This is a genomic window from Salinisphaera sp. G21_0, assembly GCF_017744115.1.
Classification (GTDB): Bacteria; Pseudomonadota; Gammaproteobacteria; order Pseudomonadales; family Endozoicomonadaceae; genus Endozoicomonas.
The window spans coordinates 1-24,931 of the sequence record NZ_JAGHQW010000014.1 but is presented as its reverse complement, the minus strand read 5'-3'; the positions used below and the strand labels follow the sequence as shown (position 1 = coordinate 24,931).

General features: G+C 50.3%; 9 protein-coding genes. 1 reads left to right on the top strand and 8 read right to left on the bottom strand.

Annotation, left to right across the window (positions count from 1 at the left end):
* Positions 1-45: 45 nt before the first annotated feature.
* Positions 46-2,955, bottom strand: coding sequence for an RAP domain-containing protein (locus J7439_RS08450; protein WP_209201392.1), 2,910 nt, complete (start codon positions 2,953-2,955; stop codon positions 46-48).
* 238 nt (positions 2,956-3,193) lie between these two features.
* Complete coding sequence (locus J7439_RS08445; RefSeq protein WP_209201391.1) at positions 3,194-6,598, bottom strand: RAP domain-containing protein; 3,405 nt, start codon at positions 6,596-6,598, stop codon at positions 3,194-3,196.
* On the opposite strand from J7439_RS08445, the gene J7439_RS08440 reads away from it, so the two are divergent.
* A complete protein-coding gene (locus tag J7439_RS08440) occupies positions 6,593-6,811 on the top strand; it encodes a hypothetical protein (protein ID WP_209201390.1) in 219 nt (72 codons plus the stop codon). The two genes, J7439_RS08445 and J7439_RS08440, sit on opposite strands and share 6 nt — an antisense overlap.
* A gap of 1 nt (position 6,812) precedes the next feature.
* Here J7439_RS08440 and J7439_RS27475 read toward each other — a convergent pair whose 3' ends face one another.
* From J7439_RS27475 to J7439_RS08410, 6 genes are all read right to left on the bottom strand, one after another.
* The gene (locus tag J7439_RS27475; RefSeq protein ID WP_209201389.1) at positions 6,813-10,238 is read right to left on the bottom strand and encodes a DUF1601 domain-containing protein; all 3,426 of its coding nucleotides are present in this window, start codon (positions 10,236-10,238) and stop codon (positions 6,813-6,815) included.
* Positions 10,239-10,471: 233 nt separating this feature from the next.
* Positions 10,472-13,357, bottom strand: a complete 2,886-nt coding sequence (locus J7439_RS08430; protein ID WP_209201388.1) for an RAP domain-containing protein — start codon at positions 13,355-13,357, stop codon at positions 10,472-10,474.
* Between the two features lie 51 nt (positions 13,358-13,408).
* On the bottom strand, positions 13,409-16,057 hold the full coding sequence (locus J7439_RS08425) for a DUF1601 domain-containing protein (protein ID WP_209201387.1): 2,649 nt from the start codon (positions 16,055-16,057) through the stop codon (positions 13,409-13,411).
* Between the two features lie 76 nt (positions 16,058-16,133).
* Positions 16,134-19,394, bottom strand: a complete 3,261-nt coding sequence (locus J7439_RS08420; protein WP_209201386.1) for a DUF1601 domain-containing protein — start codon at positions 19,392-19,394, stop codon at positions 16,134-16,136.
* Positions 19,395-19,551: 157 nt separating this feature from the next.
* A complete protein-coding gene (locus tag J7439_RS08415) occupies positions 19,552-23,232 on the bottom strand; it encodes an RAP domain-containing protein (protein WP_209201385.1) in 3,681 nt (1,226 codons plus the stop codon).
* A 500-nt stretch (positions 23,233-23,732) separates the two neighbouring features.
* Positions 23,733-24,931 (bottom strand): DUF1601 domain-containing protein (locus J7439_RS08410; RefSeq protein ID WP_209201384.1); only part of this gene is annotated, 1,199 nt, incomplete at its 5' end.

Sequence of the window (24,931 nt, the reverse complement as noted above, 5' to 3'; positions counted from 1 at the left end):
TGTGTTCTGACACTCATTCCCTTGAATGTGAAAACGGTTCTTGAGTCATGATGGAAGGGGGGAGATTACTGGCTTTTTTTTTCTCTTCCTTGTTCTACTTTTTGGTTTGCCTGGTTGCTCTGCTCTATGTTCTTCGGCGGTTAAGTAACCGTGATCTTGCCATCCTGCATCGGCAGCAAAGTATGCCTCATCTGTCCCTGTGCGTGTAAATGATTCAGAGCCATGCCCCTGTGGCGGGGTGTTCACCCTGGTCTTTATTTGATTAATACATCGTTTGATTAAATCCCGGTTCAAAAGCTGGTTAACCGGGATTTCAATAACCTCAAATCCTGCTTTTTGCAGCAGTGCAATTTTAAGCAGAGTCGAACCATTCCGGGTTTTGAAATCGTTACTCACGTAATGAAAGGGTCCCTGAATTTCAATCACAATGTTGAGATCTGGCAGTAACAGGTCAACCGGAGGTAATGAGTTCAGACTCTTTTCTTCTTCTATCTTCAAAGAGGGAAAGCATGATTGGAGTTGATCGCGAAAGTCAGATTGAAGTTTTGACCTGGTAGTCTGGTAATGAGGGACGACCGGACACGGTCTGCCAAGCCAACTTGAGGCCATGGCAATGATGCGTTGATCTTCTTCATTGTCCGGGCATGCATTCTCCAGGCGAGTAAAGAGATCATCCATGTGCATTTCAAGTACGTTATTTTTATTGGCGTTGGAGAGCAGAGACAACCTGGCACAGCATACCATTACTCCCCAGAGCGACATCAATATATCTTGCCCGGAGAGTAGAGGGTTTTCATGGGTTCTGTAGACAAGAGATTCGAACATAGAGGTAACCACGTTCAACTCAACGAACTCACCCAGTTTCGCTATGGCCCACAGCAGGCTGGCAATATCCACTGGTTTAAAGTTGGCATTCTGTGCGTTTACGTTGGATAACAGCGCGTTGACAGCTTCATTGAGCCCAGGTGTTTGCTCTTGCCCGTTGTCCACCAGTTTTGCAATGGCCCAAAACAGGTTGGCAATTTCCTGGGCATTAAATTTGTTTTTCTGTGTGTTCACGTGGGGCAACAGCGCGGCCACGGCCCCTTTCAGTTCTGCTGTCCGCACCAGCCCCTTGTTCACCATCTTCACTATGGCCCACAGCAGATTGGCGATTTCCTGTGGCTTAAAGTTAGCTTTCTGTGCGTTCACGTGGGGCAACATGCCAACCACGGCCTTGTTGAACCCTGGTAACTGCTCCTGCCCGTTGTCCACCAGTTTCGCCATGGCCCAGAACAGGTTGGCAATAGCCTGGGCATTAAATTGGTCTTTATATGCATTCACGTGGGGTAACAGTGCGGTGACAGCTTCTTTGAGACCTGGCGTCGGATCCAGCCCGTTGTCCACCAGTTTCGCCGTGCCCCACAGCAGGTTGACGATACCTTTTGGCTTAAAGTTTGCAGTCTGTGTGTTTACGCAATGCAACAGCGCGGCTACGGCCGCTTTGAGCTCCGGTGTCTGCTCCTGCCCGTTGTCCACCAGTTTCGCCATGGCCCACAGCATGTTGGCAATATCCCGTGGTTTGTAAGCTTTCTGTGGGTTCACGCTGGGCAACAGCGCGGCTACCGCCTTTTTGAGCTCTGGTGTCCGTTTCTGCCCATTGTCCACCAGTTTTGCCATGGCCCATAGCAGGTTGGCGATTTCCTGTGGTTTAAAGTTAGCTTTCTGTATGTTCACGTGGGGCAACAGCGCGGCCACGGCTTCGTTGAGTTCTGGTGTTTGCTGCTGGTCAAGGTCCACCAGTTTCGCCATGGCCCACAGCAGGTTGGCGATTTCCTGTGAGTTAAAGTCAGCTTTCTGTGCGTTCATGTGAGGTAACAGCGCGGCTAAGGCCTCGTTGAACTCTGGTGTTCGCTCCTGGCCATTGTCCACCAGTTTTGCCATGGCCCACAGCAGGTTGGCGATTTCCTGTGGGTTAAAGTTAGCTTTCTGTGCGTTCATGTGGGGCAACAGAGCGGCCACGGCCCCGTTGAGTTCTGGTGTCCGCTCCAGTCCGCTGTCCACCAGTTTTGCCATGGCCCACAGCAGGTTGGCGATACCCTGGCTCTTAAATCGGTCTTTCAGTGCATTCACGCGGGGCAACAAGGCGGCCATGGCCCCATTGAGTTCTGGTGTCTGCGCCTGCACGTTGTTCACCAGTTTTGCCATAGCCCACAGCAGGTTGGCGATATGCTGAGGAATAAACTGGTCTTTCTGTGCGTTCATGTGGGGCAATAGCGCGGCAATGGCCTCTTTGAGTTCTGGTGTCCGCTCCTGCCCGTTGTCCACCAGTTTCGCCATGGCCCACAGCAGGTTGGCGATGCCCCGGGCATCAATATCCCTGGCTTCAGGTTTTTGGTTGCACTTGAATATTAATGCATCAAGTAGCGTTGACAATAAGACTGCTTGAGTAAGCTGAACCAGCTGATCCATGGGTTTATGAAGGGTAAAAACACCCGCTGAGGTAAATGAATGAAGTGTTGTTGTCAGACTTAGCCAATTCCAGCTCCGCGTTGCTGTAAAATTTTGCAGCACACATATCAGCTGGCGTTGTTCCGCTCGATTTAACGGTCTTTTAGCAGCCGACGTGTATTTTTTAATGGAACTGGCGTATTGGCCATGATGCCTGCCATCATAGCGATGACCGAGCCGATCAGATTTACTCACCAGGCCATCTATTATTTCCTGTTTGATGAGGGGATTAAAATCTTGAGCAGGTTTTACCGAACGGTACTGCATATGTTGTGAGGAGCGTACGGCAGAAGATCGGTAAAATTTATCACGCCCCGGGTTAGTGCGGGGGGGATTATCCCATTTTCTGACTGTGGCATGTCTGTATCGCCCACGCCCTGAATAAGCGGCACGGTCATCCGGTTGGTTGTAATTATTACCTGATCCTGCGTATTGACCACCGATACCAGCAGAGCTTCTATGCATAATTATATTTCATTATTTCATGAAAATATAAAAAGTAGACTGCTGTTCTGATCAGAAGTTCATTTTGCTGAAATGTCGATAACACAAACGGTTGGGGATACTCATCTACCCCTGATGCCATGCCATCAATCCGTTATTTTCAAATCATCCGGGGCGAGCTGCATGGGCAACAGGTGTTCAACGCTGGCACTGCCTTGAATGTGAAAACGGTTCTTGAGTCATGATGGAAGGGAGGAGATTACTGGTTTTTTCTCGTCCTTTTTCTCCTTTTTGATTTACCTGTTTGCTCTTCTGAAGGTTCTTTGGCAGTTAAGTAACCGTGCTCTTGCGGTCTTTTATCGGTAGTAACGTATGCCTCTTCTCTGTTAAGTGATACAGAATGATCCTGTGGCGGGATGCCTGTCCTGGTCTTTATTTGATCAATATATGATTTCATTAAATCCTGATTCCAAAGTATGTTAGCCGGGATTTCAATGACTTCAAATCCTGATTTTTTCAGCAGTGCGATTTTCAGCAGAGTCGAACCATTCCTGGTTTTGAAATCAGCACTTGCGTAATGAGAGGGTCCCTGAATTTCAATAACAATGTTGTGATCTGGCAGTAGCAGGTCAACCGGGGGCAATGAGTTCAGACACTTTTCTTCTTCAATCTTTAAAGAGGGAATGCATGATTGGAGTTGATCACGGAAATTGGATTGAGGTATTGAAATGGTTGTCTGGTAATGGGGGATGATCGGACACGTTCTGCCAAGCCAACTTGCGGCCATGGCAATGACGGATTGATCATCTTCATTGTCGGGGGATGTATTTCCCAGGCGAGTAAACAGGTCATCCATGTGTTTTTCAAGCACATTATTTTTATTGGCAGTGGCGACCAGAGACAACCTGGCGCAGCATACCATGACTCCCCAGAGAGACATCAATATGGTTTGCTGAGAGAGCCGGGGAGTTTCACAGATTCGGAAGACAAGCGATTCGAATGTGGCGGTAAACACGTTCAGCTCAATGAGTTCACCCAGTTTTGCCATGGCCCACAGCAGGTTGGCAATACCCTGAAGGTTAAATTGATCCTTCTGTGCGTTCACGTAAGGCAACAGGGCAGCTACGGACTCGTTGAATTCTGGTGTCTGGCCCTGCTTGCTGTCCACCAGTTTTGCCATGGACCAGAGCAGGTTGGTGATACCCTGAGCATTAAATTGGTCTTTCTGCGCGTTCACGCTGGGCAACAGCAAGGCCACGGCCTCTTTGAGCTCTGGTGCCTGTTCCTGCCCTTTGTCCACCAGTTTCGCCATGGCCCACATCAGGTTGGCGATTTCCTGTGGGTTAAAGTTAGCTTTCTGTGCGTTCATGTGTGGCAACAGCGCGGCCACGGCCTCGTTGAGTTCTGGTGTCTGCTCCTGCCCGTTGTCCACCAGTTTCGCGATGGCCCACAGCAGGTTGGCGATATGTTGAGGAGTCAATTGTTTTTTCTGTGAGTTCATGTGAATCAACAGTGCAGCCACGGCCTCTTTGAGGCTTGGTGTCTGCTCCTGCCCGTTGTCCACCAGTTTTGCCATGGCCCACAGCAGGTTGGCGATATGCTGAGGAATAAGTTGCTCTTTCTGTTCATTCACGTGGGGCAACAGCGCGGCCACGGTCTTTTCGAGTCCTGGTATTCGCCCCTGCCCGTTGTCCACCAGTTTCGCCATGGCCCACAGCAGGTGGGTGATTTCCTTTGGTTTAAATTCAGCTTTCTGTGCCATCACTTGAGGCAACAGCACGGCCAGAGCCCCGTTGAGCTCTGGTGTCCTGTCCTGCCCGTTGTCCACCAGTTTCGCGATGGCCCACAGCAGGTTGGCGATACCCTGCGGTTTGAAATCAGCTTTCTGTACGTTCACGTTGGGCAATAGAGCGGCCTCGGCCTCTTTGAGTTCTGCTGTCTGCTCCAGCCCGTTGTCCACCAGTTTCGCCATGGCCCACATCAGGTTGGTGATATGCTGAGCAATAAACTGGTCTTTCTGTGCTTTTATCCGGGGCAACAGCGCGGCCACAGCCTCGTTGAGCTCTGGTGTCCGCTCATACCTGTTGTCCACCAGTTTCGCGATGGCCCACAGCAGGGTGGCGATTTGCTGAGTAATAAATTGTTCTTTCTTTGCGTTCACGCGGGGCAGCAATGCGGTCACGACTCCGTTGAGGCTTGGTGTCAGCTCCAGCCCGTTGTCCACCAGTTTTGCCATGGCCCACAGCAGGTTGGCGATACCCTGTGGTTTAAAGTTAGTTTTCTGTGCGTTCACGTGGGGCAATAGCGCCGCTACGGCCTCGCTGAGATCTGTTGTCTGCTCCAGCCCGTTGTCCACCAGTTTTGCCATGGCCCACAGCAGGTTGGCGATTTCCTGTGTGTTAAAGTTAGCTTTCTGTACGTTCACCCGGGGCAGTAATGCAACCAGAGCCTCTTTGAGCCCTGGTGTTTGCTCCTGCCAGTTGTCCACCAGTTTTGCCATGGCCCAAAGCAGGTTGGTGATATCCTGCGCATTAAATTGGCCTTTCTGTGTGTTCACAAGGGGCAACAGCGCGGCCACGGCTTCTTTGAGCTCTGGTGTTCGCTCCTGCCAGTTGTCCACCAGTTTTGCCATGGTCCACAACAGGTTGGCAATGTCCCTTGGTTTAAAGTCAGTTTTCAGTGCGTTTACCCGGGGCAACATCGCGGCCACGGCCTTGTTGAGCTCTGGTGTTCGCTCCAGCCCGTGTTCAACCAGTTTTGTGATGGCCCACAGCAGGTTGGCGATTCCCTGTGGTTTAAAGTTCGCTTTCTGTAGGTTCACATGTGGCAACAGCGCAGCCACGGCCCCATTGAGCCCCGGAGTCCGCTCATGCCCGTTGACCGCCAGTTTTGCCATGGCCCACAGCAGGTTGGCGATCCCCAGAGCATTAAATTGATCTTTTTGTTCGTTCACGTGGGGCAGCAGCGCGGCCATAGCCTCGTTGAACCCTGGTGTTCGCTCCTGCCTGCTGTCTACCAGTTTCGCCATGGCCCACAGCAGGTTGGTGATTCCCTGGGCATCAATATCCCATGCTGCAGCTTTTCGGTTGCACTTGAATGTTATTGCATCAAGTAGCATTGACAATAAGGCAACCTGAGTGTGCCTGACACGCTCATCCACGGGTTTATGAGGGGTAAAAACACCCGCTGAAGTAAATGAATGAAGTGTTGTTGTCAGGCTTCGCCAACTCCAACGCCGTGTGGCTGTGTAATTTTGCAAAAAACGCAGCAGCTGGCTTTGTTCCCCTCGGGTTAAGGGGCTTTGAGAAGCTAACGTGTATCTTTTAATGGAGTTGGCATATTGACTGTGATTTTTCCCATCGTAACGATAACCGAAATGATCAGATTTACTCATCAAATCATCCATTACTTCCTGTTTGATGAGGGCATTGAAATCTTGAGCAGGGTTTACTGAACGGCACGGCAGGTTTTGGGTAAAATATGGGCCAGAAGAGTGGTAAAATTCATTACGCTCCGGAGTAGTGCGGGGGATATTATCCCTCTTTCTGACGGTGGCATGTCTATATTGTCCACACTTTGAATAAGCGGCATGGTCATCCGGTTGGTTGTAATTATTACCTGATCCTGCGTATTGACCACCGATACCAGCAGAGCTTCTATGCATAGTTATATTTCATTAATTCATGCAAATATAAAAAACAGACTGCTGTTCTGTTCAGAAGTTCATTTTGCTGAAATGTCGATAAAACCACACGGTTGGGGATACTCATCTACTCCTGATGCCACCAATCCGTTATTTTCAAATCATCCGGGACGAGATGCATGGGCAGCATGTGTTCAACGCTGGCACTGCCTTGAATGTGAAAACGGTTCTTGAGTCATGATGGAAGGGAGGAGATTACTGGTTTTTTTCTCGTCCTTTTTCTCCTTTTTGGTTTACCTGTTTGCTCTTCTGAAGGTTCTTTGGCAGTTAAGTAACCGTGGTCTTGCGGTCTTTTATCGGTAGTAACGTATGCCTCTTCTCTGTTAAGTGATACAGAATGACCCTGTGGCGGGATGCCTGCCCTGGTCTTTATTCGGTCAATATATAATTTCATTGAATCCTGATTCCGAAGCATGTTGGCCGGGATTTCAATGACTTCAAATCCTGATTTTTTCAGCAGTGCGATTTTCAGCAGAGTCGAACCATTCCTGGTTTTGAAATCAGCACTTGCGTAATGAGATGGTCCCTGAATTTCAATCACCATGTTGTGATCTGGCAGTAGCAGGTCAACCGGAGGCAATAAGTTCAGACACTTTTCTTCTTCAATCTTTAAAGAGGGAATGCATGATTGGAGTTGATCACGGAAATTGGATTGAGGTATTGAAATGGTTGTCTGGTAATGGGGGATGACCGGACACGTTCTGCCAAGCCAGCTTGCGGCCATGGCAATGATGGATTGATCATCTTCATTGTCGGGGGATGTGTTTCCCAGCCGAGTAAACAGGTCATCCATGTGTTTTTCAAGCACATCATTTTTATTGGCAGTGGCGACCAGAGACAACCTGGCGCAGCATACCATGACGCCCCAGAGAGACATCAATAGGGTTTGCTGAGAGAGCCGGGGAGTTTCACGGATTTGGTAGACAAGCGATTGGCACGTGGTGGTAAACTCGTTCAGCTCAATGAGTTCACCCAGTTTTGCCACGGCCCACAGCAGGTTGGCGATACCCTGAGGATTAAATTGGTCCTTCAGTGCGTTCACGTGGGGCAACAGCGCAGCCACGGCCTCGTCGAACTCTGGTGTCTGGTCCTGTCTGGTGTCCACCAGTTTTGCCATGGCCCAGAGCAGGTTGGTAATACCCTGAGTATTAAATTGGCCTTTCTGCGCCTTCACATGAGGCAACAGCACGGCCACAGCCTGGTTAAACTCCGGTGTTTGCTCCAGCCCGTTGTCCACCAGTTTCGCCATGGCCCACAGCAGGTTGGTGATATGCTGGGGAGTTAATTGGTCTTTCTGTGCGTTTACCATGGGCAACAGCACGGCCACAGCCTTGAAGAGCCGTGATGTTTGCTCCAGCCCGTTGTCCACCAGTTTCGCCATGGCCCACAGCAGGCTGGCGATATGTTTGGGAATAAATTGTTTTTCCTGTGGGTTCACGTGAATCAACAGTGCCGCCACGGCTTGGGTGAGCTCTGGTGTCCGGTCCTGTCCGTTGTCCACCAGTTTTGCCATGGACCACAGCAGGTTGGCAATATCCTGTGCATTAAATTGGCTTTTCTGAGCGTTCACATAAGGCAACAACGCGGCCACGGTCCTTTCGAGTGCTGTTGTTCGCTCCTGTTTGTTGTCCACCAGTTTCGCCATGGCCCACAGCAGGTTGGCGATTTCCTTTGGTTTAAATTCAGCTTTCTGTGCCATCACGTGAGGCAACAGCGCGGCCAGAGCGCCGTTGAGCTCTGGCGTCCTTTCCTGCCCGTGGTCCACCAGTTTTGCCGTGGCCCACAGCAGGTTGGCGAGACCCTGTGGTTCAAAATCAGCTTTCTTTGCCTTCACGTTGGGCAATAGCGCGGCCACCCCCTCTTTGAGTTCTGCTGTCTGCTCCAGTCCGTTGTCCACCAGTTTTGCCATGGCCCACATCAGGTTGGTGATATGCTGGGCCATAAACTGGTCTTTTTGTCCGTTCACATGGGGCAACAGCGTGGCCACAGCCTCGTTGAGTTCTGGTGTCCATTCCTGCCTGTTGTCCACCAGTTTCGCGATGGCCCATAGCAGGTTGGCGATTTGCTGAGGAATAAATTGTTCTTTCTGTGCGTTCACGCGAAGCAGCAACGCGACCACGGCCTCTTTGAGTTCTGCTGTCTGATCCAGCCCGTTGTCCACCAGTTTTGCCATGGCCCACAGCAGGTTGGCGATACCCTGAGAATTAAATTGGTCCTTCTGTGCGTTCACGTGGGGCAATAGCACGGCTATGGTCTCGCTGAGATCGGTCGTCTGCTCCAGCCCGTTGTCCACCAGTTTTGCCATGGCCCACAGCAGGTTGACGATACCCTGTGGTTTAAAGTTGGTTTTCTGTGCGTTCACGAGGGGCAATAGCGCCGCTACGGCCTCGCTGAGATCTGTTGTCTGCTCCAGCCCGTTGTCCATCAGTTTCACCATGGCCCAGACAAGGTTGGCGATATCCTGCGCATTAAATAGGCCTTTCTGTGCGTTCACACAGGGCAACAGCGCGGCCACAGCTTCTTTAAGCTCTGGTGTCTGCTCCAGCCCGTTGTCCACCAGTTTCGCCATGGCCCACAGCAGGTTGGCAATTTCCCGTGGTTTAAAGTCAGTTTTCTGTGCGTTTACCTGGGGCAACAACGCAGCCAGGGCTTTGTTGAGTTCTGGTGTTCGCTGCTGTCCGTGTTCAACCAGTTTGGTTATGGCCCACAGCAGGCTGGCGATTCCCTGTGGTTTAAAGTTCGCTTTCTGTAGGTTCACATGCGGCAGCAGCGCAGCCACGGCCTCATTGATCCCCGGAGTCCGCTTCTGCCCGTTGACCACCAGTTTCGCCATGGCCCACAGCAGGTTGGTGATCCCCTGAGCATTAAACTGATCTTTTTGTGCGTTCACATGGGGCAACAGCGCGGCCATAGCCTTGATGAGGCCTGGTGTTCGCTCCTGCCCGCTGTCGACCAGTTTGGCCATGGCCCACAGCAGGTTGGTGATTCCCTGGGCATCAATATCCCATGCTGCAGCTTTTCGGTTGCACTTGAATACTATTGCATCAAACAGCGTTGACAATAAGGTGCCCTGAGTGTGTCTGACACGAACATCCACGGGTTTATGAGGGGTAAAAACACCCGCTGAAGTAAATGAATGAAGTGTTGTTGTCAGGCTTCGCCAACTCCAACGCCGTGTGGCGGTATAATCTTGCAAAAAAATCATCAGCTGGCTTTGTTCCGCTCGGGTTAAGGGGCTTCGCGAAGCTAACGTGTATCTCTTAATTGAATTGGCATATTGACTGTGATTTTTCCCATCATAACGATAACCGAAATGATCAGATTTACTCACCAGTTCATCCATTACTTCCTGTTTGATGAGGGCATTGAAATCTTGAGCAGGGTTTATTGAACGGCACGGCAGGTTTTGGGCAAAGTATGGGGCAGAAGAGTGGTAAAATTCATTACGCTCCGGAGTAGTGCGGGGGATATTATCTCTCTTTCTGACGGTGGCATGTCTATACTGTCCACGCTCTGAATAAGCAGCATGGTTTTCCGGTTGGTTGTAATTGTTATCTGATCTTGCGTATCTACCACTGATGACAGCGGAGGTTCTGTGCATAATTATATTTCATTAATTCATGAGAATATAAAAATCAGACTGCTGCTCTATTCAGAAGTTCATTTTGCTGAAATGTCTATAAAACCAGATGTTTGGGAATACACATTGACTCCTGGTGTCTCCGTTATTTTCAAATCATCCGGGGCAGGACGCATGGGCAACAGGTATTCAACGCTGGCACTCTTTCCCGGGAATGTGCAAATGGTTCTTGAGTCATGATCGAAGGGCAGAAATTACTGGCTGTTTTTTCTCTTCCTCTTTGCTGGTTTGCCGTTTTGCTCTTCTGAAGGTTCTTCGCCAGTCAAGTAACCATGATCTGAGGGTTGCCTGCCTTTATCAGCAGTAATGTATGCCTGATCTGCCCACCTTCTTTTGAGAGAGCCATGCTCCTCTGGCAGGATGCCTGCCCTGGTCTTTATTCGATCAATATATGGTTTCATTAACTCCTGATTCAAAAGCCTGTTAACCGGAATTTCAATGACCTCAAATCCTGCTTTTTGCAACAGTGCGATTTTCAGCAGAGTCGAACCCTTCCTGGTGTTGAAATCACCACCCACATAATGAGAGGGGCCTTGAACTTCAATCACCAGGTTGTGATCTGGCAGCAGCAGGTCAACCGGGGGTAATGCGTTCAGACTCTTTTCTTCTTCAATCTGTAAAGAGGGAACGCATGATTGGAGCTGATCGCGAAAGTCGGATTGACGTTTTGATACGGTAGTCTGGTAATGGGGGACGACTGGGGACGCTCTCCCAAGCCAACTTGCGGCCAGGGCAATGATGGATTGATCATCATTATTGTCGGGGGATGTATTTCCCAGGCGAGTAAACAGGTCATCCATGTGTTTTTCAAGCACATTATTTTTATTGGCAGTGGAGACCATAGACAACCTGGCACAGCACACCATTACTCCCCAGAGAGACAACAATATTGTTTGCTGAGAGAGCTGGGGGGTTTCACTGATTTTGTAGACAAGCGATTCGAACGTGGATGTAGCTACGTTCAGCTCAACGAGCTCACCCAGTTTCGCCATGGCCCACAGCAGGTTAGCGATTTCCTGTGGGTTAAAGTTAGCTTTCTGTGCGTTCACCTGGGGCAACAGCACGGTCACGGCCTTGTTGATCTCAGGTGTCTGCTCATGCCCGTTGTCAACCAGTTTCGCCATAGCCCACAGTAGGTTAGCGATTTCCTGTGGAATAAATTGATCTTTCTGTGCACTCACGTGGGGTAATAGCGTGGCCACGGCTTCGTTGAGTTCTGGTGTCCACTCCTGCCCGTTGTCCACCAGTTTCGCCATGGCCCACAGCAGGTTGGCGATATGCTGAGGCGTACATCGGTCTTTCGGTGGGTTCACGTAGGGCAACAGCGCGGCCACGGCCCCTTTGAGACTTGGTGTCTGCTCCTGCCCGTTGTCCACCAGTTTCGCCGTGGCCCACAGCAGGTTGGCAATACCCTGGGCATTAAATTGGTCTTTCTGTGCGTTCACTTGGGACAACAGCGCGGCGACGGACGCTTTGAGTTCTGGTGTCCGCTCCTGCCCGTTGTCCACCAGTTTCGCCATGGCCCACAGCAAGTTGGCGATATCCTGCGCATTAAATTGGCTTTTCTGTGCGTTCACATGAGGCAACAGCGCGGCCACGGCCTCATTGAACTCTGGCGTCTGTTTCTGCCCGTTGTCCACCAGTTTTGCCATGACCCACAGCAAGTTAGCGATTTCCTGTAGTTTAAATTGAGCTTTCTGTGTGTTTACGTATGGTAACAGCGCGGCCACGGCCTTTTTTAGCTCTGATATCCTATCCAGCCCGTTGTCCAGCAGTTTCGCCATGGCCCATAGCAGGTTGGCGATACTCTGGGCATTAAATTGGTGTTTCTGTGCGTTCACGAGGGGCAATAGCGCAGCCACGGCCTCGTTGAGCTGTGGTGTTCGCTCCTGCCCGCTGTCTACCAGTTTCGCCATAGCCCACAGCAGGCTGGTAATGCCCTGGCTATTAAATTGGCTTTTCTGTGCGTTCACGAGGGGCAACAGCTCGGCCATAGCTCCCTTGAAAACAGATGTCCGCTCCTGATTGTTGTCCACCAGCTTCGCCATGGCCCACAGCAGGTTGGCGATATGCTGAGGTATAAATTGGTCTTTCTGTGCACTCACGAGGGGCAACAGCACGGCCACGGCCCCTTTGAGTTCTGGTGTCTGCTCCTGCCCGAGATCCACCAGTTTCGCCATGGCCCACAGCAGGTTGGCGATATGCTGAGGAATAAATTGGTCTTTCTGTGCGTACACGAAAGGCAACAGCGATGCCACGGCCTCGTTGAACTCTGGTGTCTGCTCTTGCCCGTTGCTCACCAGTTTCGCCATGGCCCACAGCAGGTTGGCGATTTCCTGTGGTTTAAAGTCAGCTTTTTTTGCATACACGTGGGGCAACAGCGCAGCCGCGGCCTCTTTGAGCCCTGGTGTCCGCTCGTGCCCGTTGTCCACCTGTTTTGCCATGGCCCACAGCAGGTTAGTGATTTCCTGAGCACCAATATCACTGGCTTCTCGTTTTTGGTTGCCGTTAAATATGATTGCATCAATTAACGTTGACAATAAGGCAGTTTGAGTACGCTTAGCACGCTCATCCAGGGATCTATGAGAGCTAAAAACACCCGCTGAAGTAAATGAATGAAATGTTGTCGTCAGACTTCGCCAATTCCAGCTCCGCGTTGCAGTAAAATTCTGCAGCAAACGCATCAGCTGGCTTTGTTCTATTCGATTTAACGGTCTTTTAGCAGCTAACGTGTATTTTTTAATTGAACTGGCATAATGACCGTGATATCTCCCATCATATTCAGGACCGAAACGATTCGATTTATTCACCAGAGTATTGATTGTTTCTTTTTTGATGAGGGAATTAAAATCCTGAGCAAGGTTTACTGAACGGCTCAGTAGATTTTGAGGAGGGCGTGCGCCAGAAGAATGGTGAAATACATTACGCCCCTGGATAGGCCGGGGGGGATTATCCCACTGTCTGACGGTACACTCTCTGTATCGTCCACGCCTTGCAGAAGCGGCATGCTTATCCGGTTGGTTGTCATCACTTCCTGATCTTGCGTATTGTCCACTGATATCTGCAGAGGTTCTATGCATAATTATATTTCATTAATTCATGGCAATATAAAAAGCAGACTGCGGTTCTGTTCAGAAGTTCATTTTACTGAAATGTTTATGAATTTTTTTCCTTTTCTTTTTTCTGTTTTTTGGTTTGTCTGTTTGCTTTTCTAAATGTTCCTCGGCGGCTAAGTAACGTTGATCTGAGGATTGACACTCTTTGTCGGCGGTAACGTTTGTCTCATCTACGCACCCGATTTTAACTGATGCACTGCCATGGCCCTGTTGTGGGGTGTCCACCCTGGTCTTTATTTGATCAATAATTAAATCCGGGTTACAAAGCTGGTTAACCGGGATTTCAATGACCTCAAACCCTGCTTTTTGCAACAGTGCGATTTTCAGCAGAGTCGACCCATTCCTGGTTTTGAAATCACCACTCACGTAATGAAACTTTCCCTGAATTTCAATCACCATGTTGTGATCTGGCAATATCAGGTCAACCGGCGGTAATGAGTTCAGGCTCTTTTCTTCTTCAATCTGCAAAGATGGAATGCATGATTGGAGCTGATCGCGAAAGTCGGATTGATGTTTTGATATGAGAGTCTGGTAATGGGGGACGACCGGGGACGCTCTCCCAAGCCAACTTGCGGCCATGGCAATGATGGTTTGTTCTTCTTCATTGTCCGGGGATGTCTTTTCCAGACGAGTAAACAGGTCAACTATGTGCTTTTCAAGCACGTTATTTTTATTGGCATTGGAGACCATAGACAATCTGGCACAGCATACCATTACTCCCCAGAGAGATATCAATATCCCTTGCTGAGAGAGCTGCGGGATTTCACTGATTTTGTAGACAAGCGATTCGAACGTAGAAGTAACTACGTTCAGCTCAACGAGTTCACCCAGTTTCGCCATGGCCCACAGCAGGTTAGCGATTTCCTGTGGTTTAAAATTAGCTTTCTGTGCGTTCACCTGGGGCAACAGCACGGTCACGGCCCGGTTGAGCTCTGGTGCCTGTTCTTGCCCGTTGTCACCCAGTTTCGCCATGGCCCACAGCAGGTTAGCGATTTCCTGTGGAATAAACTGGTCTTTCTGAGCACTCACGTGGGGTAACAGCGCGGCCACGGCTTCGTTGAGTTCTGGTGTCCGCTCTTGCCCGTGGTCCACCAGTTTCGCCATGGCCCACAGCAGGTTGGCGGTATCCTGGGGATTAAATTGGTATTTCTGTGTGTTCACGAAGGGCAACAGCGCGGCCACGGCCTTTTTGAGTCCCGGTGTCTGCTTCAGCCCGTGGTCCACCAGTTTCGCCATGGCCCACAGCAGGTTGGCGATCCCTTGTGGTTTAAAGTTAGCTTTCTGTGCGTTCACCTGGGGCAACAGGGCGTCCACGGCTGCTTTGAGATTTGGTGTCTGCTCCTGCCCGTTGTCCACCAGTTTCGCCATGGCCCACAGCTGGTTGGCGATGCCTTGTGGTTTAAAGTTTGTTTTCTGTGCGTTCACTTGGGGCAACAGGGCGTCCACGGCTTCTTTGAGATTTGGTGTCTGCTCCTGCATATTGTCCACCAGTTTCGCCATGGCCCACAGCTGGTTGGCGATGCCCTGTGGTTGAAAGTTTGCTTTCTGTGCGTTCACGTGGGGCAACAGCGCGGCCACGGCCTCGTTGAGCACTGGTGTCCACTCCTGTCCGTTGTCCACCAGTTTTGCCATGGCCCACAGCAGGTTGGCGATACCCTGTGGTGTAAAGTTAGCTTGCTGTGCGTTCACGTGGGGCAACAGCGCGGCCACGGCCTCGTTGAGCGCTGGTGTCCGCTCCTTCCCGTTGTCCACCAGTTTCGCCATGGCCCATAGCAGGTTGGTGATACTCTGGGCATTAAATTGGTCTTTCTGTGCGTTCACGCGGGGCAACAGCGCGGCTATGGCCTCGTTGAGCGCAGGTGTCCGCTCCCGCCAGTTGTCCACCAGTTTCGCCATGGCCCACAGCAGGTTGGTGATATTCTGAGGAATAAATTGGTCTTTATGTGCGCTCACCAGGGGTAACAGCGCGGCCACGGCCTCTTTGAGTCCTGGTGTCCGCTCCAGCCCGTTGCCCACCAGTTTCGCCATGGCCCACAGCAGGTTGGCAATTGCCAGGGCTTCAATATCCATGGCTTGAGGTTTTTGGTTGCAATTGAATATTATTGCATCAAGTAACGTTGATAATAAGGCAGCTTGAGTAAGCTTAACACTCTGATCCATGGGGTTATGAGGGGTAAAAACACCCGCTGAAGTCAATGAATGAAGTGTTGCCGTCAGGCTTCGCCAATTCCAACTCCGTGTTGCGGTAAAATTTTGCAGCAAATGTATCAGCTGGCTTTGTTCAGTCCTGTTTAACGGTCTTTTGGCTGCTAACGTGTATTTTTTAATTGAACTGGCATATTGCCCGTGATTTCTCCCATCATAACGATGGCCGAAACGATACGATTTATTCACCAGATCATCCATTATTTCTGGTTTGATGAGCGCATTAAAATCCTGAGCAGGGTTTACTGAACGGCACTGCAGATGTTGAGAAGGGCATGCATCAGAAGAACGGTAGAATTCATTACGCTCCGGGTTTGTGCGGGGGGGATTATGCCACTGTCTGACTGAACAATGTCCATATCGACCACGCTTTGAAGAAACGGCATGATCATTCGGCTGATTATAATCATTATCCGATCTTGCGTATTTATCACTGATGCCAGCAGAGCCTCTGTCCATAATTATATTTCATTAATTCATGAAAATATAAGAAGCAGACTGCTGTGCAGTTCAGAAGTTCATTTTGCTTGAATGTTTATAAATTTAAGCGGTTATTGGCTTTTTTCTTCCTTTTTCTTTTTTTGGGTTTGCCTGTTTGCTTTTCTAAATGTGCTTCGGCGGTTAAGTAACGGTGATCAGAGGATTGCCACCCGGTGTTAAGTGATACACAGCCATGATCCTGTGGCGGGATGTCCACCCTGGTCTTTATTTGATCAATACATCGTTTTATTGAACCCGGTTTCCAAAGCGTGTTAGTCGGGATTTCAAAGACCTCAAATCCTGCTTTTTGCAGCAGTGCGATTTTCAGCAGAGTCGACCCATTCCTGGTTTTGAAATCACCACTCACGTAATGAAACGGCCCCTGAACTTCAATCACAATGTTGTGGTCTGACAGTAGCAGGTCGACTGGAGGTAATGAACTCAGACTCTTTTCTTCTTCAATCTTTAATGATGGAATGCATAATTGGAGTTGATCCCGGACGACGCTTTGGGGTTTTGAAATGATTGCCTGGTAATGGGGGACGACCGGACACGCCCTGCCAAGCCAACTGGCGGCCATGGCAATGGTGCATTGATTCTCTTCATTATTCGGGGAGGTATTTTTCAGGCGAGTAAACAGGTCATCCATATGCTTTTCAAGCACGTTATTTTTAGTATGGGATTCTAGAAACAGCCTGGCACAGCACACCATGACTCCCCAGAGAGACATCCATATCTCTTGCGCAGAGAGCTGAGGGTTGCCACTGATTCGGTAGACAAAAGATTCAAAGGTAGAGGTCACCACACCCAGCTCAACGAACTCACCCAGTTTTGCCATGGCCCACAGCAGGTTGGCGATACCCTGGGTATTAAATTGTTCTTTCTGTGCATTCACGTGGGCAAACATCGCGGCCAGGGCCGCTTTGAGCTCTGGTGTCTGCTCCAGCCCGTTGTCCGCCAGTTTGGTCATGGCCCACAGCAGGTTGGTGATGCCCTGGACACTAAATTGGTCTTTCTGAACGTTCACGCGGGGCAGCAGAGCGACGACCGCCTCGTTGAGCCCCGGGAGCCACTCCTGCCTGCCGTCTATCAGTTTCGCCATGGCCCATAGCAGGTTGGCGATATGCTGAGGAACAAATTGGTCTTTCTGTGCATTCACGTGGGGTAACAGCGCGGTCATGGCCTCTTTAAGCTCTGGTGTCTGCTCCAGCCCGTTGTCCACCAGTTTCCCAATGGCCCACAGCAGGTTGGCGATATGCTGAGGAATAAATTGGTCTTTCTGTGCGTTCACGCAGGGCAACAGTGCGGCTACGGCCTGGTTGAGCCTTGCTGTCCACTCCAGTCCGTTGTCCACCAGTTTCGCCATGGCCCACAGCAGGTTGGCGATTTCCTGGGCATTAAACTGGTATTTCTTTACGTTCACGTGTGGCAACAGCGTGGCCACGGTCTCGTTGAGTTCCGGGGTCCGTTCCTGCCCGCTGTCTACCAGTTTCGCCATGGTCCAAAGCAGGTTGGTAATACCCTGAGGGTTAAAGTTAGCTGCCTGTGCGTTCACATGGGGTAACAGCCTGGCCACGACTTCTTTGAACTTTGGCGTCCGCTCCAGCCCGTTGTCCACCAGTTTCGCCATGGCCCACAGCAGGTTGGCAATACCCTGTGGTGTAAAATTAGCCTTCTGTGCGTTCACGTGAGGCAACAGTCTGGCCACAGTTTTTTTAAGCTCTGGTGTCCACTCCAGCCCGTTATCCACCAGTTTCGCCACAGCCCACAGCAGGTTGGTTATTTCCTGTGGTTTGCTGTTAGCTTTTTGTGCGACCACTTGGGGCAATAGCACGGCCAGGGCCTCTTTGAACTCTGGTGTCCGCTCCAGCCCGTTGTCCACCAGCTTCGCTATGGCCCAGAGCAGGTTGGAGATTTCCTGTGGTTTGTTAGCCTGGGCGTTCACGTGATGCAACAGCCCGGCCACGGCTTTGTTAAGTTCTGGTGTTCGCTCCAGCCCGTTGTCCACCAGTTTCGCCATGGCCCACAGCACGTTGGCGATACCCTGGGGATTGAACTGGTCCTTATGTACGTTGACCTGGGGCAATAGCGTGGCCAGGGTTTCTTTTAGCTCTGGTGTCCGCTCCTGTCCGTTGATCACCAGTTTCGCCATGGCCCACAGCAGGTTGGCGATATCCTGGGCATTAAATTGGTCATGCTGCGCGTTGACGTGGGGCAGCAGCTCGGACACGGCTTCGTTGAGCCCGGGTGTCTGCTCCTGTCCGTTGACTACGAATTTAGCCATGGCCCACAGCAGGTTAGCGATTTCCTGTGGATTAAAGCCAGCTTTTTGTACGCTCACGTGGGGCAACAACGCAACCAGAGCCTCTTTGAGCCTTGGTATCCACTCCTGCCCGTTGTCCACCAGTTTCGCCATGGCCCACAGCAGGTTAGCGATATGCTGAGGAATATATTGATCTTTCTGTGTTTTCACGTGGGGTAACAGTGCAACCACGGCCTCTTTGAGCCCGGGTGTCTGTTCCTGCCCGTTGTTCACCAGTTTCACCATGGCCCACAGCAGGTTAGCGATATGCTGAGGAATAAGTTGCTCTTTCTGTGTGTTCACGTGGGGCAAAAGGGCGGCCACGGCCTTTTTGAACTCTGGTGTCCGTTCCTGCCCGTTGTCCACCAGTTTTGCCATGGCCCACAGCAGGTTGACGATTCCCCGGGCATCGATATCCCAGGCTTGAGGTTTTTGGTTGCACTTGAACGCTATTGCATCAAATAGCATGGACAATAAAGCAGCTTGAGTGAGCTTGGCACGCTGATCCACGGGCTTATGAGGGGTAAAAACACCCGCTGAAGTCAATGAGTGAAATGTTGTCGTCAGGCTTCGCCAATTCCAGCTCCGTGTGACTGTGAAATTTTGCAGCAAATGCATCAGCTGGCTTTGTTCAGCTCGATTTAACGGTCTTTTAGACGTTGACGTGTATTTTTTAATGGAACTGGCATATAGACCGTGATCTCTTCCATCATAGCGATGACCGAAACGAACCGATTTACTCACCAGGCCATCCATTATTTCCTGTTTGGTGAGGGCATTAAAATCTTGAGCAGGGTTTACTGAACGGCGCTGTAGATATTGAGAAGAACATGGGGCAGAAGAATGGTAAAATGCATTACGCCCCGTGGCAGTGTGGGGGGGATTATCCCATTGTTTGACTGTGGCATGTCTATATCGTCCACGGCTTGAAGAAGCGGTCTGGTCATCCGGTTTGTTGTAATTATTGCCTGGTCTTGCGTATTTACCACTGATACCGACAGAGCTTCTGTCCATAATTATATTTCATTAATTCATGAAAATATAAAAAGTAGACTGCTGTTCTGTTCAGAAGTTCATTTTACTGAAATATCTATAAAACCAGGCCGCAGGGGATACACCTCTACTTCTGATGCCACCAATCCGTTATTTTCAAATCATTTTGGGCAACTACTTATGGCCTTTTTTTTCTCTTCCTTTTTCTTTTTTCTGGTTTGCCTGTTTGTTTTTCTAAATGCTCTTCGGCGGTTAAGTAACAGTGATCTGAGGATTGCCACCCTTTATCGGCGGTAACGTTTGCCTCATCTGCCCACCCGATTTTATGTGATACAGAGCCATGGCCCTGTGGCGGGATGTCCACCCTGGTCTTTATTCGATCAATACATCGTTTTATTGAATCCGGGCTCAAAAGCGTGTTAGTCGGGATTTCAATGACCTCAAATCCTGATTTTTGCAGCAATGCGATTTTAAGCAGAGTTGAACCATTCCTGGTATTGAAATTACCACCCACGTAATGCGATGGACCCTGAACTTCAATCACTATGTTGTGATTTGGCAGAAGCAGGTCAACTGGCGGTAATGAGTTCAGGCTCTTTTCTTCTTCGATCTGAAAAGATGGAATAGATGATTTGAGTTGATCACGGAAGTCGGCCTGGGTTTTTGAAATGTTGGTCTGGTAATGGCAAACGACCGGACAGGCTCTGCCAAGCCAACTTGCGGCCATGATCATGATGGATTGTTCCTCTTCATTATCTGGCGAGGTATTTTCCAGGCGAGTGAACAGGTTATCCATGTGCTTTTCAAACACGTTACTTTTATTGGCATTGGAGTCTAGAGCCAACCTGGCACAGCATACCATTACTCCCCAGAGAGATATCGATATCTCTTGCTGAGAAAACTGAGGGTTCTCACTGATTCGATAGACAAGCGACTCGAACGTAGAGGTAACCACGTTCAGCTCAAGGAGTTCACCCAGTTTCGCCATGGCCCACAGCAGGTGGGAGATATGCTGAGGAATAAACTGGTCTTTCCTTGCGTTCACTTGGGACAAAAGCGCGGTCATAGCCTCGTTGAGCTCTGGTGTCTGCTCCTGCCCGCTGATCACCAGTTTCGCCATGGCCCACATCTGGATGGCGATATCCTGGGCATTAAGTTGGTCATTCTGTGCCTTCAAGTGGGGCAACAGCGCGGCTACCGCCGCTTTGAGTTCTGGTATCTGCACCTGCCCGTTGTCCACCAGTTTCGCCATGGCCCACAGCAGGTTAGCGATTTCCTGAGGTTTAAAGTTAGCTTTCAGTACTTTCACGTGGGTCATCAGCGTGGCTACCGCCGCTTCGAGCCCTGGTGTCTCTTTGTCCACCAGTTTCGCCATGGCCCACAGCAGATTGGCGATACCTTGTGGTTTAAAGTTAGCTTTCTGTGCATTCACGTGGGGCAACAATGCGCCTGAGGCTTCTTTGAGCCCTGGTATCTGCTCCAGTCTGTTGTCCACTAGTTTCGCCATGGCCCACAGCAGATTGGCGATATCCTGGGCATTAAATTGGACTGCCTGTGCGTTCACGTGGAGCAACAGAGCGGCCACGGCCTCCTTGAGCCCTGGTGTCTGCTCCAGCCCGTTGTCCACCAGTTTTGCCATGGCCCACAGCAGGTTGGCAGTTTCTTTTGGCGTAAAGTCAGCTTTCTGTGCGTTCACGTGGGGCAACAGCACGGCCACAGCCTCTTTGAACCTTGGTATCTGCTCCAGCCTGTTGTCCACCAGTTTCGCCATGGCCCACAGCAGGTTGGTGATATCCCTGGCATTAAATAGGTCTTTCTGTGCGTTCACGTGGGGCAACAGCACGGCTAAGGCCTCTTTGAGCCCTGGTGTCTGCTCCAGCCCGTTGTCCACCAGTTTTGCCATGGCCCACAGCAGGTTGGCAGTTTCCTGTGGTTTAAAGTTAGCTTTCTGAGCGTTCACGAGAGGCAACAGTATGGCCACGGTCTCTGTGAGCCCCGGTGTCAGCTTCTGCCCGTTGTCCACCAGTTTTGCCATGGCCCACAGGAGGTTGGCGATTTCCTGTGGGTTAAAGTGAGCTTTCTTTGCGTTCACGTGGGGTAACAACGCGGCCACGGCCTTTCTGACAACCCATGTCTGCTCCAGCCCGTTGTCCACCAGTTTCGCTATGGCCCGCAGCAGGTTGACGATTTCCTGTGGGTTAAAGTTAGCTTTCTGAGTATTCACGATGGGCAACAACGCGGCCACGGCCTTTTTGAGTTCTGGTGTCTGCTCCTGGACGCTGTCAACCAGTTTCGCCATGGCCCACAGCAGGTTGGCGATACCCTGAGGAATAAATTTGTTTTTTTGTGCGTTCACGTGGGGCAACAGCGCGGCCACAGCCTCTTTGAGTTCTGGTGTTTGCTTTAGCTCATTGTCCACCAGTTTCGCCATGGCCCACAGCAGGTTGGCGATTTCCTGTGGTTTAAAGTTAGCTTTCTGTGGGTTTACGTGGGATAAAAGTGCGGACACGGCTTCTTTAATCTCTGGTGTCCACTCCTGCCCGTTGGCCATCAGTTTCGCCATGGCCCAGAGCAAGTTGGTAATATGCTGGGCATTAAATTGGGCTTTCTGTGCGTTCACGCGGTGCAACAGCGCGGTCACGGCCTTTTTGAACTCTGGTGCCTGCTCCTGAACGTTGTCCACCAGTTTCGCTATGGCCCACAGCAGGTTGGCGGTACCCTGAGGAATAAATTGGTCTTTTTGTGCGTTCACTTGGGGCAGCAGCGCGGCCACGGCCTCTTTGAGTTCTGGTGTTTGCTCCTGACCATTGTCCACCAATTTTGCCATGGCCCACAGCAGGTTGACGATTTCCTGTGGTTTAAAGTTAGCTTTCTGTGCGTTTACATAGGACAAAAGTACGAATACGCCCTCTTTAAGCTCTGGTGTCCACTCCTGCCCGTTGGCCACCAGTTTCGCCATGGCCCACAGCAAGTTGGTAATATGCTGGGCATTAAATTGGGCTTTCTGTGCGTTCACGTGCTGCAACAGCGTGGTCACAGCCTCTTTGAGTTCTGGTGTTTGCTCCTGCCCTTTGTCCACCAGTTTTGCCATGGCCCACAGCAGGTTGGCAATATGCTGGGCATCAAATTGGGCTTCCTGTGCGTTCACGCGGTGCAACAGCGTGGTCACGGCCTCTTTGATTTCTGGTGTTTGCTCCTGCCCTTTTTCCACCAGTTTTGCCATGGCCCACAGCTGGCTAGCGATTCCCCAGGCATCAATATCCCTGGCTTGGGGTTTTTGGTTGCACTTGAATATTATCGCATCAAGTAGTGTTGACAATAAGGCAGCCTGAGTAAGCTTAACACGCCCATCCATGGGTTTATGAGGGGTAAAAACACCCGCTGAAGTCAATGAATGAAGTGTGGTTGTCAGGCTTCGCCAGTTCCAACGTCGTGTTATGGTAAAATTTTGCAGCAAACCTATCAGCTGGCTTTGTTCAGCTCGATTTAACTGTCTTTTAGCAGTTGATGTGTATTTTTTAATTGAATTGGCATACAGGCCGTGATATCTCCCATCATAGCGATGACCGAAATGATCCGATTTGTTCACCAGATCATCCATTATTTCTGGTTTGATGAGCGCATTAAAATCTTGAGCAGGGTTTACTGAACGGCGCTGTAGATGTTGAGAAGGGCATGCGTCAGAAGAACGGTCAAATGTATTACGCCCCGGGTTATTACGTGGGGTATCATCCCATTGTCTGACCGTGGCATGTCTGTATCGTCCACGCCTTGAAGAAGCGGCATGGCCACCCGGTCGGTTATAATCATTATCTGATCTTGCGTATTGACCACTGATACCGGCAGAGCTTGTATTCATAATTATATTTCATTAATTCATGAAAATATAAAAAGCAGACTGCTGTGCAGTTCAGAAGTTCATTTTGGTGAAATGTTTATAAATTTAAGCGGTTGGGGAAACCCATTTACTCCTGATGCCACCAATCCGCTATGTTCAATCAGGGGCGAGACAATCGGTTACAACCATTGATCAATCTGCCCACGGATCACTTGCGGGTAAGGTCGAAAAGCTGAAAGCCCTCCCCGGAATATGAACACAGTTCTTGAGTCATGGTGAAAGGGAAGAGGTTATTGGCTTTTTTTTCCTCTTCCTTTTTCTTTTTTTGGGTTTGCCTGTTTGCTTTTCTGAATGCTCTTCGGCGGTTAAGTAACAGTGATGTGAGGATTGCCCTCCTTTATCGGCGGTAACGTTTGCCACATCTGCCCATCCGATTTTATGTGATACAGAGCCATGGCCCTGAGGCGGGATATCGACCCTGGTCTTTATTTGATCAATACATCGTTTTATTGAATCCGGGTTCAAAAAGGTGTTAGTCGGGATTTCAATGACCTCAAATCCTGCTTTTGCAGCAGTGCGATTTTCAGCAGAGTCGAACCATTCCTGGTGTTGAAATCACCACTCACGTAATGAGACGGTCCCTGAATTTCAATCACCATGTTGTGGTCTGGCATTAGCAGGTCAACCGGAGGTAATGAGTTCAGACTCTTTTCTTCTTCAATCTTCAAAGATGGAAGGCATGACTGGAGTTGATCGCGGAAGTCGGTTTGAGGTTTTGAAATGCTTGTCTGGTAATGGGGGATGACCGGACACGTTCTCCCAAGCCAACTTGCAGACATGGAAATGATGCGTTGATCCTCTTCATTATCCGGGGATGTATTTTCCAGGCGAGTAAACAGGTCATCCATGTGTTTTTCAAGCACGTTATTTTTATTGGCATTAGAGTCTAGAGACAACCTGGCACAGCATACCATGATTCCCCAGAGAGACATCAATATCGCTTGCTGAGAGAGCTGAGGTTTTTTACTGATTCGGTAGACAAGAGATTCGAACGTGGATTTAACCACGTTCAGCTCTACAAGCTCACCCAGTTTCGCCATGGCCCACAGCAGGTTGGCGATATGCTGAGGAATAAATTGGTCTTTCTGTGCGTTCACGTGAGATAACAGCGCGGCTACAGCCTCTTTGAGACCTGGTGTCTGCTTCTGCCCGTTGTTCAACAGTTTCGCCATGGCCCACACCAGGTTCGCGATTTCCTGTGGTTTAAAGTGAGCTTTCCGTGCGTTCACGAGGGGCAACAGCGCGGCCACGGCCTCTTTGAGCAGCAGTGTCAGCTCCTGCCCGTTGTCCACCAGTTTCGCCATGGCCCAAAGCATGTTGGCGATCCCTTGAGCATTAAATTGGTTTTTCTGAATGTTCACGAGGGGCAACAGAGCAGCCACGGTCTCTTTGAGCCTTGGTGTCTGCTCTTGCCCGTTATCCACCAGTTTCGCCATGGCCCACAGCAGGTTGGCGATTTCCTGTGGTTTAAAGTTCGCTATTTGTGTGTTCACGTGGGGCAACAGCGCGGCCATGGCCTCTTTGAACTCTGGGGTCCGCTCCTGCCCGTTGTCCACCAGTTTCGCCATGGCCCACAGCAGGTTGGCGATATCCTGGGCATTACATTGGTTTTTCTGTGCCTTCACGTGAGGCAACAGCGCAGTCACGGCCTCATTGAACT

What these genes read in the sequence shown, in the direction of transcription:
- J7439_RS08450 (WP_209201392.1), bottom strand. Translation starts at nt 2,955, where the DNA reads ATGCATAGAAGCTCTGCTGGTATCGGTGGTCAATACGCAGGATCAGGT.
- J7439_RS08440 (WP_209201390.1), top strand. Translation starts at nt 6,593, where the DNA reads ATGCATAGTTATATTTCATTAATTCATGCAAATATAAAAAACAGACTG.
- J7439_RS08445 (WP_209201391.1), bottom strand. Translation starts at nt 6,598, where the DNA reads ATGCATAGAAGCTCTGCTGGTATCGGTGGTCAATACGCAGGATCAGGT.
- J7439_RS27475 (WP_209201389.1), bottom strand. Translation starts at nt 10,238, where the DNA reads ATGCACAGAACCTCCGCTGTCATCAGTGGTAGATACGCAAGATCAGAT.
- J7439_RS08430 (WP_209201388.1), bottom strand. Translation starts at nt 13,357, where the DNA reads ATGCATAGAACCTCTGCAGATATCAGTGGACAATACGCAAGATCAGGA.
- J7439_RS08425 (WP_209201387.1), bottom strand. Translation starts at nt 16,057, where the DNA reads ATGGACAGAGGCTCTGCTGGCATCAGTGATAAATACGCAAGATCGGAT.
- J7439_RS08420 (WP_209201386.1), bottom strand. Translation starts at nt 19,394, where the DNA reads ATGGACAGAAGCTCTGTCGGTATCAGTGGTAAATACGCAAGACCAGGC.
- J7439_RS08415 (WP_209201385.1), bottom strand. Translation starts at nt 23,232, where the DNA reads ATGAATACAAGCTCTGCCGGTATCAGTGGTCAATACGCAAGATCAGAT.